We start from the raw sequence: 14084 nt of genomic DNA on the forward strand, positions 1-14084 counted from the left end.
TGTAAGCGCGTCCATGGGTTGAAAGTTCCACTGACGCTTGAGAAGCCGCCGACCTGCGCTTATCAGCCGTTCCATGAGCTTCCGCGTCGCCGCCCTCTATCGCTTCACGACCTTCGCCGACCCGCTGACCATCATGCGGCCGCTGTCGAAGCTGTGCTGCGGCCTGGGCGTCAAGGGCACGCTGCTGCTGGCCCGGGAGGGGATCAACGGCACGATCGCCGGAACGCCCGAGGCGATCGACCAGGTCCTGGCCCATATCCGCGCCCTGCCCGGCTGCGACACGCTGGAACTGAAGTTCGCCGACGCCGACGTCATGCCGTTCCACCGCATGAAGGTGCGGATCAAGCGCGAGATCGTCACCCTGGGGGCCGGCGACCTGGATCCAGTCAACAACGCCGGGACCTATGTCGAGCCGGCCGACTGGAACGCCCTGATCGCCCGCGACGACGTGGTGGTGATCGACACCCGCAACGCCTACGAGGCGGCGATCGGCACTTTCGAGGGCGCGATCGACCCCAAGACCGCCAGCTTCAGCGACTTCCCCGCCTGGTTCCGCGCCTTCCGCCAGACCTGGGGCCCGGCCGCGCCGCCCAAGGTGGCGATGTTCTGCACCGGCGGCATTCGCTGCGAGAAGTCGACGGCGTTCCTGAAGAGCGAGGGCGTCGAAGAGGTCTTCCACCTGAAGGGCGGAATCCTGAACTATCTGGAGACCACGCCGGCCGAAGAGAGTCTGTGGCATGGCGAGTGCTTCGTGTTCGACGAGCGGGTGGCGGTCGGCCACGGCCTGACGCCGGGTAGCCACGCCCTGTGCCGAGGCTGCCGCATGCCGGTCAGCCCGGAAGACCGCGGCTCGGAGCACTATGTCGAGGGCGTGTCCTGCCCCGCCTGCCACGACGCCCGCGACGACGAGGCGAAGGCCCGCTACGCCGAACGCCACCGCCAGGCGACCCGGGCCAAGGAGCTGGGCATCGCCCATGTGGGGGCGGTGATGGAGCCGCCGGCTCCACGCCTGGACGACTAGGAACGCCACTCCCTGTACAGCTTGAGATCAAGGTCGCCGGACAGAACCGACGCCTGAACGCCCACGAGATAGCCGCGCCGGCCCTTGAACGGATGGTCGACGACGATTTCGTACTTCCGATAGCTCGGCGATGACCGGCCGCCCAGCTGGATTCCCGCCGGTTCGATGCTGGTCACGCGCGCTCCATTCGCCTCGTAGTCACGCTTGATCCGGGGCGCGTCGGATCCGCTCCTGAAGAACGCCGGGGCCCACTTCGCCGCCAACACCCCGATGACGACCAGGGAGAGAAGCACGTTCAACAAGGCGTCCACGAGACTTTCCGACATACCTCATAGTCTAGCTGGCCGCCCGATCCGACAAGTCCGAACGGATCGTCCCCGCCGCCACCGCGTTATCGAGGCTCCCATATCTGACGGAGCCTCCCATGGCCGCCTATGACGCCTCCTACGGCACGCCCGCCGCTGCTCGCCAGGGCCTGCTGTCCAGCCTCTCCGACAAGCTTTCGGGCCTGTTCCACAAGTCGCCGGAAAACACCGCCGATCCGTACGCCCCGGCCCCGCCGGCCGACTACGCCCTGACGCCCGACGCCGAGGGCAAGGTCACCCTGGCCGGCTACAAGGTGCCGGTCGCGGTCGCCGTGATCGGGGCCGGCCTCGTGGCCGCCCTGCTGATCAACCGCCGCACCCGCGCCCCGGCCATCGCCGCGGCCACCACGGCCTGGAGCTTCTTCGGCTCCAAGCTGGCCAAGTAAGGCCACGCTTCGAACCTTTCGCCGACGCCCCGCGTTAGGCCGGTCCCCCGTTTCTGGTCCCATTCAAGGAGAGCCTCCATGGCCCATACCAACGAAGACCACATCAAGCTCGTCAACAGCCTGGTCGAGACCACCATCGACAGCGCCGACGGCTATGCCGAAGCCGCCAAGGACGCCGACGGCGCCCGCTTCAAGACCCTGTTCACCCAGCGCGCCCAGGAGCGCCGCTCGGTGGCGTCGGAGCTGCAGGACGAGGTCCGCCGCCTGGGCGGCGAGGCCAAGGACGACGGCACCATCCTGGCCGCCGCCCACCGCGCCTTCGTCAATCTGAAGGACAGCCTGACCAAGGGCGACGAAGCCGTCGTCAACGAGGTCGAGTCCGGCGAGGACTACATCAAGGCCAAGTTCGAGAAGGCCCTGCAGGACTCCGACGTCCAGCCCCAGACCCGCGCCGCGATCGAAAAGGCCTGGACCTCGGTCAAGTCGGGCCACGACCAGATGCGCGACATCAAGCACATGCTGAAGCACTAGCGACCGACACGGGGGACACACACTCGCGGCAAGGTCCGAGCCAGGATGGCGAGGCGCCAAGCGCGAGTGTGTGTCCCCTCCTTCGGCCCCTCAAACCATCCGGTAGTGCATCGCCAGCCGTTGCAGCGCCAGCTTCAGCACGGTCTTGCCCGCCCGTCGCGGCAGTCCCAGCTCGCGCTCGGCGACTTGCAGGGCGGTCTCGGCCAGGCACACCCGTTCCAACATCTCGCGCAGGCCCGGCCCCACGGCCGCCAGCGCCGCCGCGATCCGGTCCTTGGCGGCCCTCGCCCGCAGCGCCGGCTCCAGGACCTGGCCGCCGCCCTCGCCGCGCGGCTGGGCGTCCCAGTTCATGGTCAGGCGGCCCACCGTCCCGGCCTTCTGGAAGTCCTCGCGCAGCCGCTCGCCAGCCGCGATCTCCACCGTTTCCAGCCCGCCCCGTCGCGCCAGCCACGCCAGAGGCGACTCGCCCAGATTGGCCCGCAGCACCACGTGCTGGTCGCTGCCCTCGATCACCACGCGCTCGCCCTCGATCACGCCCGGACGTCCCGGCGGCGGCTTCGGCGGGCCCAGCGGCTTGACCAGCCGCCAGCCGCCCTCGCGACGCACGGCCAGGGCGCCGTCGCGGGCCAGCATGCGGAAGGCGGGCTCGTCCACGGTCAGCATGGTCCGCCGCCGCGGCCCGAAGCGGACCACATAGCCCAGACCCTTGACCTCGATCAGCGCGCCCGGCCGCCGCAGCAGCCGCTCGGCGCGGGCGGCCAGGTGCTCGGCCTCCAGCGCCCTCTCGAACGCGCCGCTCCCCCCGCCGCTCATCGGTCCGCCCCCAGTTGGGTCAGTTCCGGAATGCTCTCGGGCGCCTGCTTCACGCACGCCTCCAGCACGCTCATCCGGGCGTCGAAGGCGGCGTTCTCGCGCATGTCCTCGATGCGGTGGCAGGCATGGCCGCAGGTGGTGCGGTCGCGGTTGAACGCGAAGGCCACCCGGATCAGCGGCCAGTTGAAATTGACGTGCGCCAGGTAGATGGCGATCTGCCGGGCCCGGGCCGCCGCCTTGCTGGTCCGCTTGGCCGAGGCGATGTCGGCGGGCGAGACTCCGGTGGCCAAGGCCACGGCGTGGGTGATGAAGGCGGCCGTCAGCCGATCACGGCGTGGGTCGGGCGATATGGCCCACAGATCCTCGAGAGCTTGAGCCAGCATCGGCTTCCCCCTGCGAACGGCGTCCCCGTGACGCCTCTGACCCGAATCCTAGGTCGATATTCCAGGGGTGAGGATAACTTTCCTATTACGCGCGTCCAGTAGGAATATAAACCTTTGATTGCGTTAACGTCGGCCCCGCTCTATCCCCGCGACCAAACGGGCATCGAGGCTTTCGGGATGATCGCGCCCTTGCTCGTGACCACCGCCGCGGCCAGTTCGTGGCCGCGCGCGACGGCCGTCTCGACCGGCAGTCCGGCCAGGCGCGAGGACAGGTAGGCGGCGTTGAAACTGTCGCCCGCGCCGGTGGTGTCCAGCGCCTTGACCCGGGCCGGCGCCGGGGTGGCGATCCGGCCTTGCGGGGTGTGGACGTTGACCGCGTGGCTCTCGTCGCGCGCCACCACCTCGGCCCCAAACCCGGTTCCTGGGGCGGCCCATTCGACGGCCAGGTCCTCGGCCTCGCGGCCGTAGAGCGGCCGGCTGTCCTCGCTGCTCAGCGACACGTAGCGGCAAGACGGCACGACGCCGTCCAGCGCCTCGCGCGCCGCCTCCGGCGACGCCCACAGGGCCGGGCGGTAGTTGAAGTCCAGTGCCACGGCCACGCCCAGCGAGTGGACGTAGGCGAGAATGTCCTTCAGCCGCGCCCGCCCGATGTCGCCGATCACCGCCAGGGTGACGCCCGACAGATAGACCAGGTCGCTGGCCTTGGCGGCGGCGATCAGCTGGTCGGCGGTGTGCTGCGAGAACAGGTCGCGGATCGGGGCCCGCTCGCGCCAGTAGTGGAATTTCCGCTCGCCGCTGTCGTCCAGCACGATGGCGTAGAGGCCCGGCAGGCGGTTCTCGGCCTCGCGCACCAGGGTGGTGTCCAGCCCCTCGCGCCGCATGGCGGCCAGGGCCCCGTCGCTGAACGGATCGCCCTTGCCCAGGGCCGTGCAGTAGGCGACCGCGTCACCCAGCCGCGCCATGTAGACGGCGGTGTTGAAGGTGTCGCCCGCGAACCCCATCCGGTGCAGCCCCTCGCCCTCCGGCGACAGCTCGACCATGCATTCGCCCAGGACGGTGATGCGCGCCATGTGGTGGGTCCCCTGTTTGTCGCGGTGATAGGGGGTTTTCGCGGCGGCTTCTAGCGGCCCAGGCTCAGGTTCAATGTCCGCAGCAGATTGGAGAGATCCTCGGCCTGCCGGGGCGTCAGCCCCTTCAGCGCCTCCGCGGCTTCCTGAAACCTCAGCGCCGCGGCGCGATCGACCAGGGCGCGGCCTTGCGGGGTCAAGCGGGCGGTCAGGACGCGCCCGTCCTCGGCGTCGGGCTCGCGCGTCAGCAGGCCCTGGGCCTCCAGGCGGTTGAGGCAGGCGGTCATCGCGCCGGACGTCAGCACCACCGAGCGGCGCAGCGCGGTGGGCGTCAGGCGGAACGGCTCGCCAGCTCGCCGCAAGGTCGCCAGGACATCGAAGTCCGTATAGGCCAGCCCGACCGGCTTGAGCGCCGCGTTGGCCCGCGCCTCGAGCGCCCGTCCCAGGTGCAGCAGACGGCCGACGACGGCCATGGCCGAGACGTCGAGCTCGGGACGCTCTCGCGCCCAGTCCTCCTGCAGGCGATCGACCAGATCCCCGCCCTCATCGTCCCTCGCCATGGCCGTGCCCTCCTTGCGGTTCGCTGAAGATATCTTGACATGAAGACATCTTCAGCGAACCTTCCGCAACCCTCTCAGGGAAGATCGCACCATGAAATCGCTCGCCGCGCTCTCCATTTTGGCCCTGGCGCTCCTGACCTTGGCGGCGACTTCCGCCCAGGCGCAGCCACGACGGGCCGGCGACATCGTGACGGAAAGCGCCATCGCCACCACGATCGACGGACTTGCGACGCCCTATGAGATCGGCACGCTCTACGTGCCGGAAAACCGCGACAAGGCCGACAGCCGGCTGATCGGGGTGGGCTTCGCCAGGATCAAGGCGACGCATCCGACCGGCGCGCCGCCGATCTTCCTGTTGGCCGGCGGCCCTGGCGTCACGATGCTGGACATCGTGCTGGACCACGACGACCTCGCCCGGCGCCGCCTCAAGGCCTGGCGGGCCTACGCCGAGGTCGCCGACCTGGTGGTCATCGAGCAGCGCGGCTACACCCTGCGCGGCGATCTGATGGAGATCGACAGCGGCGCGTTGCCGCTCGACCGTCCGTCGACGACGGCGCAGGACATCGAGATCACCCGCGATCTGGCGCGCCGCGCCCAGGCGGCCTATCCGAACGCCGACCTGTCTGGCTACTCGATCACCCAGATCGCCGACGACGTCGACGACCTGCGGCGCGCCCTGGGCTACGACAAGATCAGCCTCGTCGCCGCCAGCTTCGGCTCGCAATGGGCCTTTGCCGTCATGAAGGCCCATCCGGGCCGCGTTGCGCGCGCGGTGATTTCGTCCGCCGAACCCCTGGACCAGGGCTACGACATGCCGTCCCAGGTGTTCGCCGCCCTGCAGCGGATCGCCGTCGAGACCGACCAGGATCCTGGCCTGAAGCCCTATCTGCCACCAGGCGGCCTCGTCGCCGCCATGCACGCCACCCGCGAGCGACTCGCCCAAAGCCCGGTGACGGTCGAGACCACGACGGAGGACGGCCAGACGCGCCGCATCGTCCTAGGCGCTGAGGACTACCAGCTGGCGCTGATAACCTATTCAGCCGACGCCTCGACCTTTCCGCGCTTCGTGCTCTCGGCCTATCACCAGCGCTACGAGGACTGGGCCAGGGACGCCGTCGGCTGGCGCGCTTCCGAAAAGCGGGCGTTGATCAACCCGTTGATCAACGTCGGCCTGGACATGACGGACGCCCGCAAGCGTCTGCTGTGGAGCGATCCGGCGCTGCCGATGCTCGGGGCCTGGAACTTCGCCGGCTACCTGGCGACCAAGGGCGAGTGGCCGACGCCCGACGCGGGGGACGCCTTCCGCAGGCCGGTGCTCGACCCTACGCCGATCGTGTTCGTGCAGGGCGACTGGGACACCTCGACCCCGATCGAGAACACCCTGTCCATGTTGCCCTATTTCCCGAACAGCCGCGCGATCGTCCTGCACCGCGCGCAGCACAACGGAACCTTCGCCCTGCTGCGAACCCGTCCGGAGCTGGCGGCCAAGGTCTACGCCTTCCTGCGCGACGGAAGCACGGCCGACCTGCCGGCCGAAGCCTCCCTGGACCCGATGGTCTTCGCCAGGCCCGACTTCGCCCCGCCGAACTAACCGGCCTTCTTCCGCTCCACGATCCACGCGTCGATCTTGGCCTCCAGCACCGCCAGCGGCAGCGAGCCGTTCAGCAGCACCGCGTCGTGGAAGGCCCGCTCGTCGAACCTGTCGCCCAGGGCCTTCTCCGCCCGATGGCGCAGCTCCAGGATCTTCAGCTCGCCCACCTTGTAGGCCAGGGCCTGGCCGGGCCAGGAAACGTAGCGGGCCACCTCGACGTCGATATTGGTCGGCGACAGGGCGGTGTTGTCCAGGAAGCAGGCCTTGGCCTGGTCGAGCGTCCAGTGCTTGGCGTGGAGGCCCGTGTCGGCCACCAGCCGGCAGGCGCGCCACATCTCGTAGGACAACCGGCCGAACAGCTCATAGGGGTCGCGATAGATCCCCATCTCCTCGCCCAGCCACTCGGAATAGAGGCCCCAGCCCTCGCCATAGGCGTTGAAATAGACGGTCTTGCGGAACTCCGGCACGCCGGTCTGCTCCTGGGCCAGGGCCGTCTGGATGTGGTGGCCGGGCGCGCCCTCGTGCAGCACCAGGGCCGGCAGTTCGTAGAGCGGCCGCTGGTCCAGGGCCGAGGTGTTGATCATCAGCCCGCCGGCCCGGCCGGTCTTGGGGTCGCCGCCGAAATAGCGGCCGGTGGTGTAGCCCTGCTCGATGCTGGCCGGCACCGGCCGCACGCCGTAGGTCAGGCGCGGCAAGGTCCCGAAGTGGGCCGGCAGTTGGTCGTCGGCCCGCTTGGCGATCTCGCTGGACTTCTCCAGCAGTTGCTGGCGGCTGGTGGCGTAGAAGCGCGGGTCCTTGCGCAGATAGGCGATGAAGGCCGGCAGGTCGCCCTGGAAGCCGGCCTGCTTCATCACGACCTCCATCCGCGCCCGAATCCGCGCCACCTCGGACTGGCCCAGGGCGTGGACCTGGTCGGCGGTCATGGTCGTGGTGGTGTGACGACGCACCAGGAAGGCGTAGTAGCGCTGGCCGTCGGGCAGGTCCGACACCGCCAGGCTCTTGGCGGCGTGCGGGACGTATTCCGACTCCATGAAGGTCACGAGGCCGGCGCGAGCGGGGGCGACCTTGTCGGTGACCACCTGGGTCCCCTCGGCCAGCAGGGCGGCCTGGCGATCGGCGGGGATGCTGGCGGGCAGGTTCCGCAGCGGGGCCAGCAGCGGCTCGTCGGCCAGGGGCGTGGCGGCGGTGCGGCGGGCGCGGTCCAGCACGGCCTGGGCGGTCGGGACCGCCTGGACGAAGCCGCTGGCCACCCCACGCCGGGCGCCCGCGATATTGGCCGCGTACCAGTCTGGCGTCTGGGCCAGCAGGGCGATCCACTTCCTGGCCTCGGCCTCGGACTTCAGCCGCATGCCGTTGGCGCGATACAGCAGGATGACGTCGAAGCCGCCGTCGGTGCTGAACGGCATCCGCGCCTCGTCGAACGACAGGCCCTCCAGCCGCTCGTCCAGGCTCCATTTGAGGATGGCGTGGGTCAGGCGCTGATCGGGGGTCAGGGCCGCCAGGTCGACGCCGTCCAGCGACTGGCGGGCCGAGGTCAGCAGGGCCTTGCGGTCGATGTCGGCCTTGGGCCCCACCGGGGGAAACTTGAACCGCGAAGCCTCGTCCGCCCCGCCCTCGCCGTCGTCTTCGCCGGCGCCGGCCGCCTCATAGGCCTTGACCGCCTGGGCCAACTTGTCGGCGGCGGTCGATGTCGCGGCGACGGCGACGCCGTTCAGGGCCAGAGCAAGGGCCAGGCCCAGAAGGACGCGTTTGGACATCGAAAACTCCCCGCAGGTCTGTGCGGGTTAGATCAGCAATCGCGCGTTGCTAGAAGGCGGGCGCTAGAACGTCGTCTTGCAGCCCCGATTGGCGTGCACGCCGCGCAGGAAGCCGCGTCGGGCGTAGCCGGCGTCGAGGGCGGCGTTCAGGCGGCGGTCGGCCGGGGCCGCGCCCGTGACCTCGCGGACGAGGCCGCGGAACGGGATGATCGAGTTGATCACCGTCTTGCCGCCGGCCTCGGCCAGCTTGCCGGCGCGGTTCTCCTTGACCTCGTTGCCGACCACGTAGTCGGCGCCCAGCACCTCGTTGAGCTCCGTCAACTCGCCGGACAGCTGCTTGCAGGTCTTCAGGCCCTTGAGGCTGTAGGGATCGTTCTGCGCCTTGACCAGGATCGGCGGGACCTGGCGCTTCATGATGCCGACGTCGCGCGCCGGCTGGGTGCCGATGTTCACGGACTTCTTGCGGACCTCGGTCCAGCCGCCATCGTTCGGCTCTGCGCTTGCCGGAGTCGTGGACGAGGCAGGCGGCGTGACGTGTTTGAGAGGCTTCTCGGCTGGGGCCTCGGCCGCGGGTTTCCGGGTCGGGTACTGAGGCTTGGCCTGTTCGGCCTGGGCCTGAACGGCCCCCGTCAGGATCAGCAGCGTCGCGAGCGCCGCCATGCGGGCCGCCTGCGTTTGTCCGAGCTTGAAGTCAGTCATTGTCCCGCATCCCCAGTCCCACCCGCTCCGAGCAGGATGATCACCGATCAGCAACGGCGGCCCACGCAACGAGTTCCCTAGGGCTATCAGTTGCCCACCGGATGCGTCACTTCAAATTCTGGGAGGGAAATTGGAGCGGGCGAAGAGATTCGAACTCTCGACCCCAACCTTGGCAAGGTTGTGCTCTACCACTGAGCTACGCCCGCATCCGGGATATTTCGGGTCTCGTTCCACCGCCGGAAGACCGGAGAATGGAGCGGGCGAAGAGATTCGAACTCTCGACCCCAACCTTGGCAAGGTTGTGCTCTACCACTGAGCTACGCCCGCATCGGCGAGGCTGAAAACAGCGCCCCGCGACGAGGAGGCGGCTTATGGCAGAGCGCCTTGCGGTTGGCAAGCGGTCTGACGCCGGTTCGGGCGCGTCATTGTGGACAACACATAGCACCTCCCCCCGCAGGGGGAGGAACCCCACTTGCGCGAACGCACGTTTTACGCGCTCAATCCTCCCTTCATTTCGGGGACTTGAGCCTTTTGCGTCTGTTCGTGTTCGGATTGGGTTATGTCGGCCGGGCTTTCGCCGAGGCGCTGATGGCCAGGGGCTGGGCAGTCGCCGCGACGGCGCGGGACGCCGACCGCGCGGCGCAGCTGCGCGCGCTGGGGATCGAGCCGGTCGACGCCGAAGACCGCGCCGCGATGACCGCCGCCCTGGTCGGCGTCAACGCCGTGCTGATCACCGCCCCGCCCACCGTCGACGGCTGTCCGGGCCTGGAGGCGACGATCCCCGCCCTGGCGGCCGCCGAGGCGTTCCCCGACTGGATCGGCTACCTGTCGACCACCGGCGTCTACGGCGACTTCGAGGGCCGCTGGGTGTTCGAGAGCTCGCCGCTGAAGGCCCAGTCGGTCGAGGGCGCGCGCCGGGTCGGGGCAGAGCGCGACTGGCGGCAGGTCGGGCGCGGCATGGGCCTGACGGTGACCACCTTCCGCCTGCCCGGCATCTACGGCCCCGGGCGCAGCGCCCTGGACCGCCTGCGGGCCGGCGAAGGCCGACGCCTCGTCAAGCCGGGCCAGGTGTTCAGCCGCATCCACCTGGAGGACATCGTCTCGGGCCTGCTGGCCTCGCTGGACCGCCCACGCGCGGGCGGCGTCTACAACCTTGTCGACGACGAGCCGGCCCCGCCGCAGGACGTCATGGAGCACGCCGCCAGCCTGCTGGGCGTGGCGGTGCCGCCCGACCTGCCGTTCAACGAGCTGGGCCTGTCGCCCGCCACCCGCCGCTTCTACGCCGAGAACAAGCGGGTCTCGAACGCTCTGGCCAAGGCCGAACTGGGCTGGCGCCCGAAATACCCGACCTATCGCGAAGGCCTGGCGGCGATCCTGAAACAGGGCGCTTGAAACAGGGCTTTGACGGCGTCTACTGCCCTGCGGGCTTGAGGCGCTCGGCCATCGTCGTGAGCTCGCGCCCTCGAGCCTGCAGCATGCCGCCGCACTTCACGCCGAGGCCGGCCACCTCGCCCGGCTTGATCTGCAGATCGGGCTGGACGAGGCGTTTTTCCAGGCTCAGCCCGGGCTCGCGCCCATCGATCCGACCCAGGAAGTAGAGCGCCGCCATCGTGCCGACCGAGGCCTTGGCCTGATCGGCGTCGCTGCTCATGTTGAACGCGAAGGCCAGGCACTTCAGGTCGGTCGTGGTTTCCGGCGCTTCGGCTCGGGCCGGCGCGGCCGCCGTCAGCGCCAGGACCAGGGCGGCGCAGGTCGCGCTTCGAATCATCGGAAATCCCCCAACGGAGCCACACGCTCCGAGGGCAGCCTTCCATGGGCGACGCTTTGCGATCAAGAGCGCTAGTCCTCGTCCGGCCCCATCTCGGCCGCCGCCCAGGGCGGGGCTGGAGCCACGCCGGCGGCCCGCGCCGCCGCCGCCCGGGCCAGGCGGCGCGCGATCAGGTCGCCCTCGCCCGCCGCCTCGACCAGACCGCGCGCCTCGGCCACCGCCGCCGCCAGCCGGTCCAGGTCCTGCGGCCGCGAGAGCCGGTGGTCGCCGTCCTTGATCAGGGTGAAGACCACGTCGGTCGAGGTCAGGCCGTTGGCCAGCTCCAGGGCGTGGGTCCACGGCACGTCGGGATCGGCGCCGCCCTGCAGCACGCGCACCGGCATGTCGATCGGCACGGGGCCCGGCAGGATCGACCACCGCGCGCCGTCCTCCAGCAACTGGCGGGTGATCGGATAGCCGCCGTCGTCGTATTCCGAAGGCCGGATCCAGCGGCCGTCGCGGGCGATCGCCGCCTTGGCCTCGACCGACAGTTCGGGCTCCATCAGCTTCTCGGTGAAGTCGGGCGCGGGGGCGATCAGCACCAGCGCCTTGACCCGGTCGGGACGGGCGATGGCGGCCAGGCAGGCCAGCCAGCCGCCCATCGACGAGCCCACCAGCACCAGCGGTCCTTCGGTCAGTTCGTCGATCACCGCCAGGGCGTCCTCGCGCCAGCGGCTGATCGTGCCGTCCGCGAAGTCGCCGTCCGACTCGCCGTGACCGAAATAGTCGAACCGCAGGTAGCCGCCGGCGGCGACCTGGGCCTGCTCGGCCAGGACCTGGGCCTTGGTCCCGGTCATATCGGAGTGGAATCCGCCGAGCCACACAACCGTGGGCTGGGTTCCATGGACGATGCGGTACGCCAACCGCAGATTGTCGTTGCGAACGAGGTGCTGAAGGGAATCGGTCATGGCGCCGCCTTGTTCATTTCGATAACTACGACCCCCTAACCTCGTTAGAGCAACGCGTGTCCATCCTCCCCGACGATTTCACTCTTCTGCAGGTGACCCCGGAGCTTGAAACCGGCGGCGCGGAACAGACGACAATCGACGTGGCCCACGGCGTGATCGCCCAGGGCGGCAAGGCGCTGGTCGCCACCAAGGGCGGCCGCATGGCCGCGCGCCTGGAGGCCGACGGCGGCCGCCTGGCCCAGATGCCGGCCCAGTCCAAGAACCCGCTGATCATGCTGGGCAACGCCGCCCGGATGATCGACCTGATCCGTCGCGAGAAGGTGAGCCTGGTCCACGCCCGCTCGCGCGCCCCGGCCTTCAGCGCCCTGTGGGCCGCGCACGCCACCAAGGTGCCGTTCGTGGCCACCTACCACGGCGTCTACAACGCCAAGTCCAGCCTCAAGCGCTGGTACAACGCGGTGATGACCAAGGGCGACCTGGTGATCGCCAATTCCGAATACACCCGCGCCCACGTGATCGCCGAGCACGGCATCCCGGCCGACCGCGTGGTGGCCATTCCGCGCGGCGTCGACCTGACCCGCTTCGAGCCCGGCCTGGTCTCGGCCGAACGGGTCAAGGCGCTGCGCGAGGCCTGGGGCGTGTCGTCCGAGGACCGTCGGCTGAAGGTTCTGCTGGCCGGCCGCCTGACCCGCTGGAAGGGCCAGGCCCTAGTCATCGAGGCGATGGCGCGGCTGAAGGCGGTCTCCGACGCCCGCTTCCTGCTGCTGCTGGTCGGCGACGACCAGGGGCGCAAGGCCTACCGCGCCGAGCTGGAGCACATGATCGCCCAGGCCGGGCTGCAGGACAGCGTCAAGCTGGTGGGCCATTGCGACGACATGCCGGCCGCCTATCTGGTCGCCGACCTGGCCATCGCCCCGTCGCTGGAGCCCGAAGCGTTCGGACGAACCGCGGTCGAGCCGCAGGTGATGGGCAAGCCGGTGATGGCCGCCGATCACGGCGCCGCGCGCGAGACCGTGATCAACGGCGAGACGGGCTGGCTGGTCGCGCCGGGCGACGCCGAGGCCTGGGCTGAAGCCCTGTCCAACGCCTGCGAAACGGGGGCCGCGCGACGCCAGGTCATGGGTATGGCGGCCCGGGCCCGCGCCCGAAAATTGTATTCTGTTGACGCGATGGTCGAAGCAACGCTCAAGGTCTACGCACGCGTTCTGGAGACGAAAAGTTGAGCAAGGAAATCAAGAAGGTCCTGGTGATCAAGCTGGGCGCCCTCGGCGATTTCGTACTGGCCCTGGCGGCGATGAAGAAGATCCGCGAAGCCCATCCGCGCGCCAAGATCACGCTGCTGACCACCCCGCCCTTCGAAGCCCTGGCCAAGCTGTCGCCCTACTTCAACAGCGTCGAGACCGACGGGCGTCCCAGCGACTTCGGCGACCTGACCGCCCTGCTCGGCCGGCTGCGCAAGGCCCGCTACGACCGCGTCTACGACCTGCAGACCAACAGCCGCACCAACTGGTACTTCCAGGCTCTGCGACCGTTCGCGCCGCAATGGTCGGGCATCGCGGCGGGCTGCTCGCTGCCCCAGCGCGGCAAGGCCCGCTACCACATGCACACGCTGGAACGGCAGGCCGACCAACTGAAGCAGGCCGGTATCTGGCCCGACGCCCCGACCGAGCCGGGCGGCGCGCCCGCCCCCGACCTGTCGTGGATCCTGCGCCGCACCAAGGAAGCGCGGCCGGTGGCCGGCGCGACGGCGGCCAAGCCCTATGTGCTGCTGGTGCCGGGCGGCTCGGCCCACCGGCCCGAGAAGCGCTGGCCGACCGAGAGCTACGCGCAGCTCGCCGCGCTGCTGAAGGCGCGCGGACTGGACATCGTGATCATCGGCGGTCCGCAGGAAAGCGCCATGGCCCGCCAGATCCAGAAGGCCGTGGGCCAGGCCCGCGACCTGACCGGCCGCACCGACTTCGCGCAACTGGCCGTGCTGGGCGCCAAGGCGGCCCTGACCGTCGGCAACGACACCGGCCCGACCCACCTGCTGGCCGCCGCCGGCGCGCCGACCATCGCCCTGTTCTCCGACGCCTCGGACCCCGAGCTGTGCGGGCCGCGCGGCCACGTGGCGGTGATCCGCTCGCCGGACCTGAAGGCCCTGCCGGTCAGCACCGTGGCCAGCGCCGCGATCGCGCTGCTGCCGCGCTAGACCCT

16 protein-coding genes and 2 tRNA genes are annotated in these 14084 nt (G+C 69.8%); 7 read left to right on the forward strand and 11 right to left on the reverse strand.

Annotation, left to right across the window (positions count from 1 at the left end):
- Window positions 1-73: 73 nt before the first annotated feature.
- Window positions 74-1021: an oxygen-dependent tRNA uridine(34) hydroxylase TrhO gene (trhO, locus tag AC1DMQ_RS02990; RefSeq protein WP_477032068.1), complete on the forward strand. Its 948-nt coding sequence runs from the start codon at window positions 74-76 to the stop codon at window positions 1019-1021.
- Here trhO and AC1DMQ_RS02995 read toward each other — a convergent pair.
- Window positions 1018-1332: a hypothetical protein gene (locus AC1DMQ_RS02995; protein ID WP_477032069.1), complete on the reverse strand. Its 315-nt coding sequence runs from the start codon at window positions 1330-1332 to the stop codon at window positions 1018-1020. The two genes, trhO and AC1DMQ_RS02995, sit on opposite strands and share 4 nt — an antisense overlap.
- Window positions 1333-1445: 113 nt before the next feature.
- Between AC1DMQ_RS02995 and AC1DMQ_RS03000 the strand changes: the two genes are divergently transcribed.
- Window positions 1446-1772 carry a hypothetical protein gene (locus tag AC1DMQ_RS03000; RefSeq protein WP_477032070.1) on the forward strand — a complete coding sequence of 109 codons (327 nt, stop codon included), beginning with the start codon at window positions 1446-1448 and terminating at the stop codon, window positions 1770-1772.
- A 78-nt stretch (window positions 1773-1850) separates the two neighbouring features.
- Window positions 1851-2303, forward strand: a complete 453-nt coding sequence (locus AC1DMQ_RS03005; RefSeq protein WP_477032071.1) for a PA2169 family four-helix-bundle protein — start codon at window positions 1851-1853, stop codon at window positions 2301-2303.
- A gap of 90 nt (window positions 2304-2393) precedes the next feature.
- Here the strand turns inward: AC1DMQ_RS03005 and AC1DMQ_RS03010 are convergent, their stop codons facing one another.
- From AC1DMQ_RS03010 to AC1DMQ_RS03025, 4 genes are all read right to left on the reverse strand, one after another.
- On the reverse strand, window positions 2394-3116 hold the full coding sequence (locus AC1DMQ_RS03010) for a DUF6456 domain-containing protein (protein ID WP_477032072.1): 723 nt from the start codon (window positions 3114-3116) through the stop codon (window positions 2394-2396).
- A complete protein-coding gene (locus AC1DMQ_RS03015; RefSeq protein ID WP_477032073.1) occupies window positions 3113-3499 on the reverse strand; it encodes a helix-turn-helix domain-containing protein in 387 nt (128 codons plus the stop codon). The genes AC1DMQ_RS03010 and AC1DMQ_RS03015 overlap by 4 nt, the downstream gene beginning before the upstream one ends.
- Before the next feature lie 140 nt (window positions 3500-3639).
- Window positions 3640-4569, reverse strand: coding sequence for a sugar kinase (locus AC1DMQ_RS03020; RefSeq protein ID WP_477032074.1), 930 nt, complete (start codon window positions 4567-4569; stop codon window positions 3640-3642).
- Window positions 4570-4619: 50 nt separating this feature from the next.
- Window positions 4620-5126, reverse strand: a complete 507-nt coding sequence (locus tag AC1DMQ_RS03025) for a MarR family winged helix-turn-helix transcriptional regulator (protein WP_477032075.1) — start codon at window positions 5124-5126, stop codon at window positions 4620-4622.
- 91 nt (window positions 5127-5217) lie between these two features.
- Between AC1DMQ_RS03025 and AC1DMQ_RS03030 the strand changes: the two genes are divergently transcribed.
- On the forward strand, window positions 5218-6717 hold the full coding sequence (locus tag AC1DMQ_RS03030; protein WP_477032076.1) for an alpha/beta hydrolase: 1500 nt from the start codon (window positions 5218-5220) through the stop codon (window positions 6715-6717).
- Here the strand turns inward: AC1DMQ_RS03030 and AC1DMQ_RS03035 are convergent.
- The 4 genes from AC1DMQ_RS03035 to AC1DMQ_RS03050 all read right to left on the reverse strand — a co-directional run bounded on the left by AC1DMQ_RS03035 (window position 6714) and on the right by AC1DMQ_RS03050 (window position 9500).
- On the reverse strand, window positions 6714-8474 hold the full coding sequence (locus tag AC1DMQ_RS03035) for a DUF885 domain-containing protein (RefSeq protein ID WP_477032077.1): 1761 nt from the start codon (window positions 8472-8474) through the stop codon (window positions 6714-6716). The two genes, AC1DMQ_RS03030 and AC1DMQ_RS03035, sit on opposite strands and share 4 nt — an antisense overlap.
- A 63-nt stretch (window positions 8475-8537) precedes the next feature.
- Entirely contained in the window at window positions 8538-9173 is a 636-nt protein-coding gene (locus AC1DMQ_RS03040; RefSeq protein ID WP_477032078.1) for a hypothetical protein, read from the reverse strand.
- A 131-nt stretch (window positions 9174-9304) separates the two neighbouring features.
- A tRNA-Gly gene (locus tag AC1DMQ_RS03045) sits at window positions 9305-9379 on the reverse strand.
- A 46-nt stretch (window positions 9380-9425) separates the two neighbouring features.
- Window positions 9426-9500: transfer RNA gene (locus AC1DMQ_RS03050), tRNA-Gly, on the reverse strand.
- Window positions 9501-9704: 204 nt separating this feature from the next.
- On the opposite strand from AC1DMQ_RS03050, the gene AC1DMQ_RS03055 reads away from it, so the two are divergent.
- Window positions 9705-10565, forward strand: a complete 861-nt coding sequence (locus tag AC1DMQ_RS03055; RefSeq protein ID WP_477032267.1) for an SDR family oxidoreductase — start codon at window positions 9705-9707, stop codon at window positions 10563-10565.
- Window positions 10566-10584: 19 nt separating this feature from the next.
- Here the strand turns inward: AC1DMQ_RS03055 and AC1DMQ_RS03060 are convergent, their stop codons facing one another.
- Both AC1DMQ_RS03060 and AC1DMQ_RS03065 read right to left on the reverse strand, forming a co-directional pair.
- Window positions 10585-10941: a hypothetical protein gene (locus tag AC1DMQ_RS03060; protein WP_477032079.1), complete on the reverse strand. Its 357-nt coding sequence runs from the start codon at window positions 10939-10941 to the stop codon at window positions 10585-10587.
- Between the two features lie 71 nt (window positions 10942-11012).
- Window positions 11013-11888 carry an alpha/beta hydrolase gene (locus AC1DMQ_RS03065; RefSeq protein ID WP_477032080.1) on the reverse strand — a complete coding sequence of 292 codons (876 nt, stop codon included), beginning with the start codon at window positions 11886-11888 and terminating at the stop codon, window positions 11013-11015.
- Between the two features lie 56 nt (window positions 11889-11944).
- Between AC1DMQ_RS03065 and AC1DMQ_RS03070 the strand changes: the two genes are divergently transcribed.
- Window positions 11945-13111, forward strand: coding sequence for a glycosyltransferase family 4 protein (locus AC1DMQ_RS03070; RefSeq protein ID WP_477032081.1), 1167 nt, complete (start codon window positions 11945-11947; stop codon window positions 13109-13111).
- Complete coding sequence (locus AC1DMQ_RS03075) at window positions 13108-14079, forward strand: glycosyltransferase family 9 protein (protein WP_477032082.1); 972 nt, start codon at window positions 13108-13110, stop codon at window positions 14077-14079. The genes AC1DMQ_RS03070 and AC1DMQ_RS03075 overlap by 4 nt, the downstream gene beginning before the upstream one ends.
- Window positions 14080-14084 lie beyond the last annotated feature (5 nt).

Source organism: Caulobacter sp. 05L422 (assembly GCF_056397765.1).

Bases quoted from the DNA above. Each gene is read 5' to 3' on its own strand.
- AC1DMQ_RS03025 (WP_477032075.1), bottom strand. From the start codon at position 5,126: ATGGCGAGGGACGATGAGGGCGGGGATCTGGTCGATCGCCTGCAGGAG.
- AC1DMQ_RS03020 (WP_477032074.1), bottom strand. From the start codon at position 4,569: ATGGCGCGCATCACCGTCCTGGGCGAATGCATGGTCGAGCTGTCGCCG.
- AC1DMQ_RS03065 (WP_477032080.1), bottom strand. From the start codon at position 11,888: ATGACCGATTCCCTTCAGCACCTCGTTCGCAACGACAATCTGCGGTTG.
- AC1DMQ_RS03035 (WP_477032077.1), bottom strand. From the start codon at position 8,474: ATGTCCAAACGCGTCCTTCTGGGCCTGGCCCTTGCTCTGGCCCTGAAC.
- AC1DMQ_RS03040 (WP_477032078.1), bottom strand. From the start codon at position 9,173: ATGACTGACTTCAAGCTCGGACAAACGCAGGCGGCCCGCATGGCGGCG.
- AC1DMQ_RS03000 (WP_477032070.1), top strand. From the start codon at position 1,446: ATGGCCGCCTATGACGCCTCCTACGGCACGCCCGCCGCTGCTCGCCAG.
- AC1DMQ_RS03015 (WP_477032073.1), bottom strand. From the start codon at position 3,499: ATGCTGGCTCAAGCTCTCGAGGATCTGTGGGCCATATCGCCCGACCCA.
- AC1DMQ_RS03005 (WP_477032071.1), top strand. From the start codon at position 1,851: ATGGCCCATACCAACGAAGACCACATCAAGCTCGTCAACAGCCTGGTC.
- AC1DMQ_RS03010 (WP_477032072.1), bottom strand. From the start codon at position 3,116: ATGAGCGGCGGGGGGAGCGGCGCGTTCGAGAGGGCGCTGGAGGCCGAG.
- trhO (WP_477032068.1), top strand. From the start codon at position 74: ATGAGCTTCCGCGTCGCCGCCCTCTATCGCTTCACGACCTTCGCCGAC.
- AC1DMQ_RS03060 (WP_477032079.1), bottom strand. From the start codon at position 10,941: ATGATTCGAAGCGCGACCTGCGCCGCCCTGGTCCTGGCGCTGACGGCG.
- AC1DMQ_RS03030 (WP_477032076.1), top strand. From the start codon at position 5,218: ATGAAATCGCTCGCCGCGCTCTCCATTTTGGCCCTGGCGCTCCTGACC.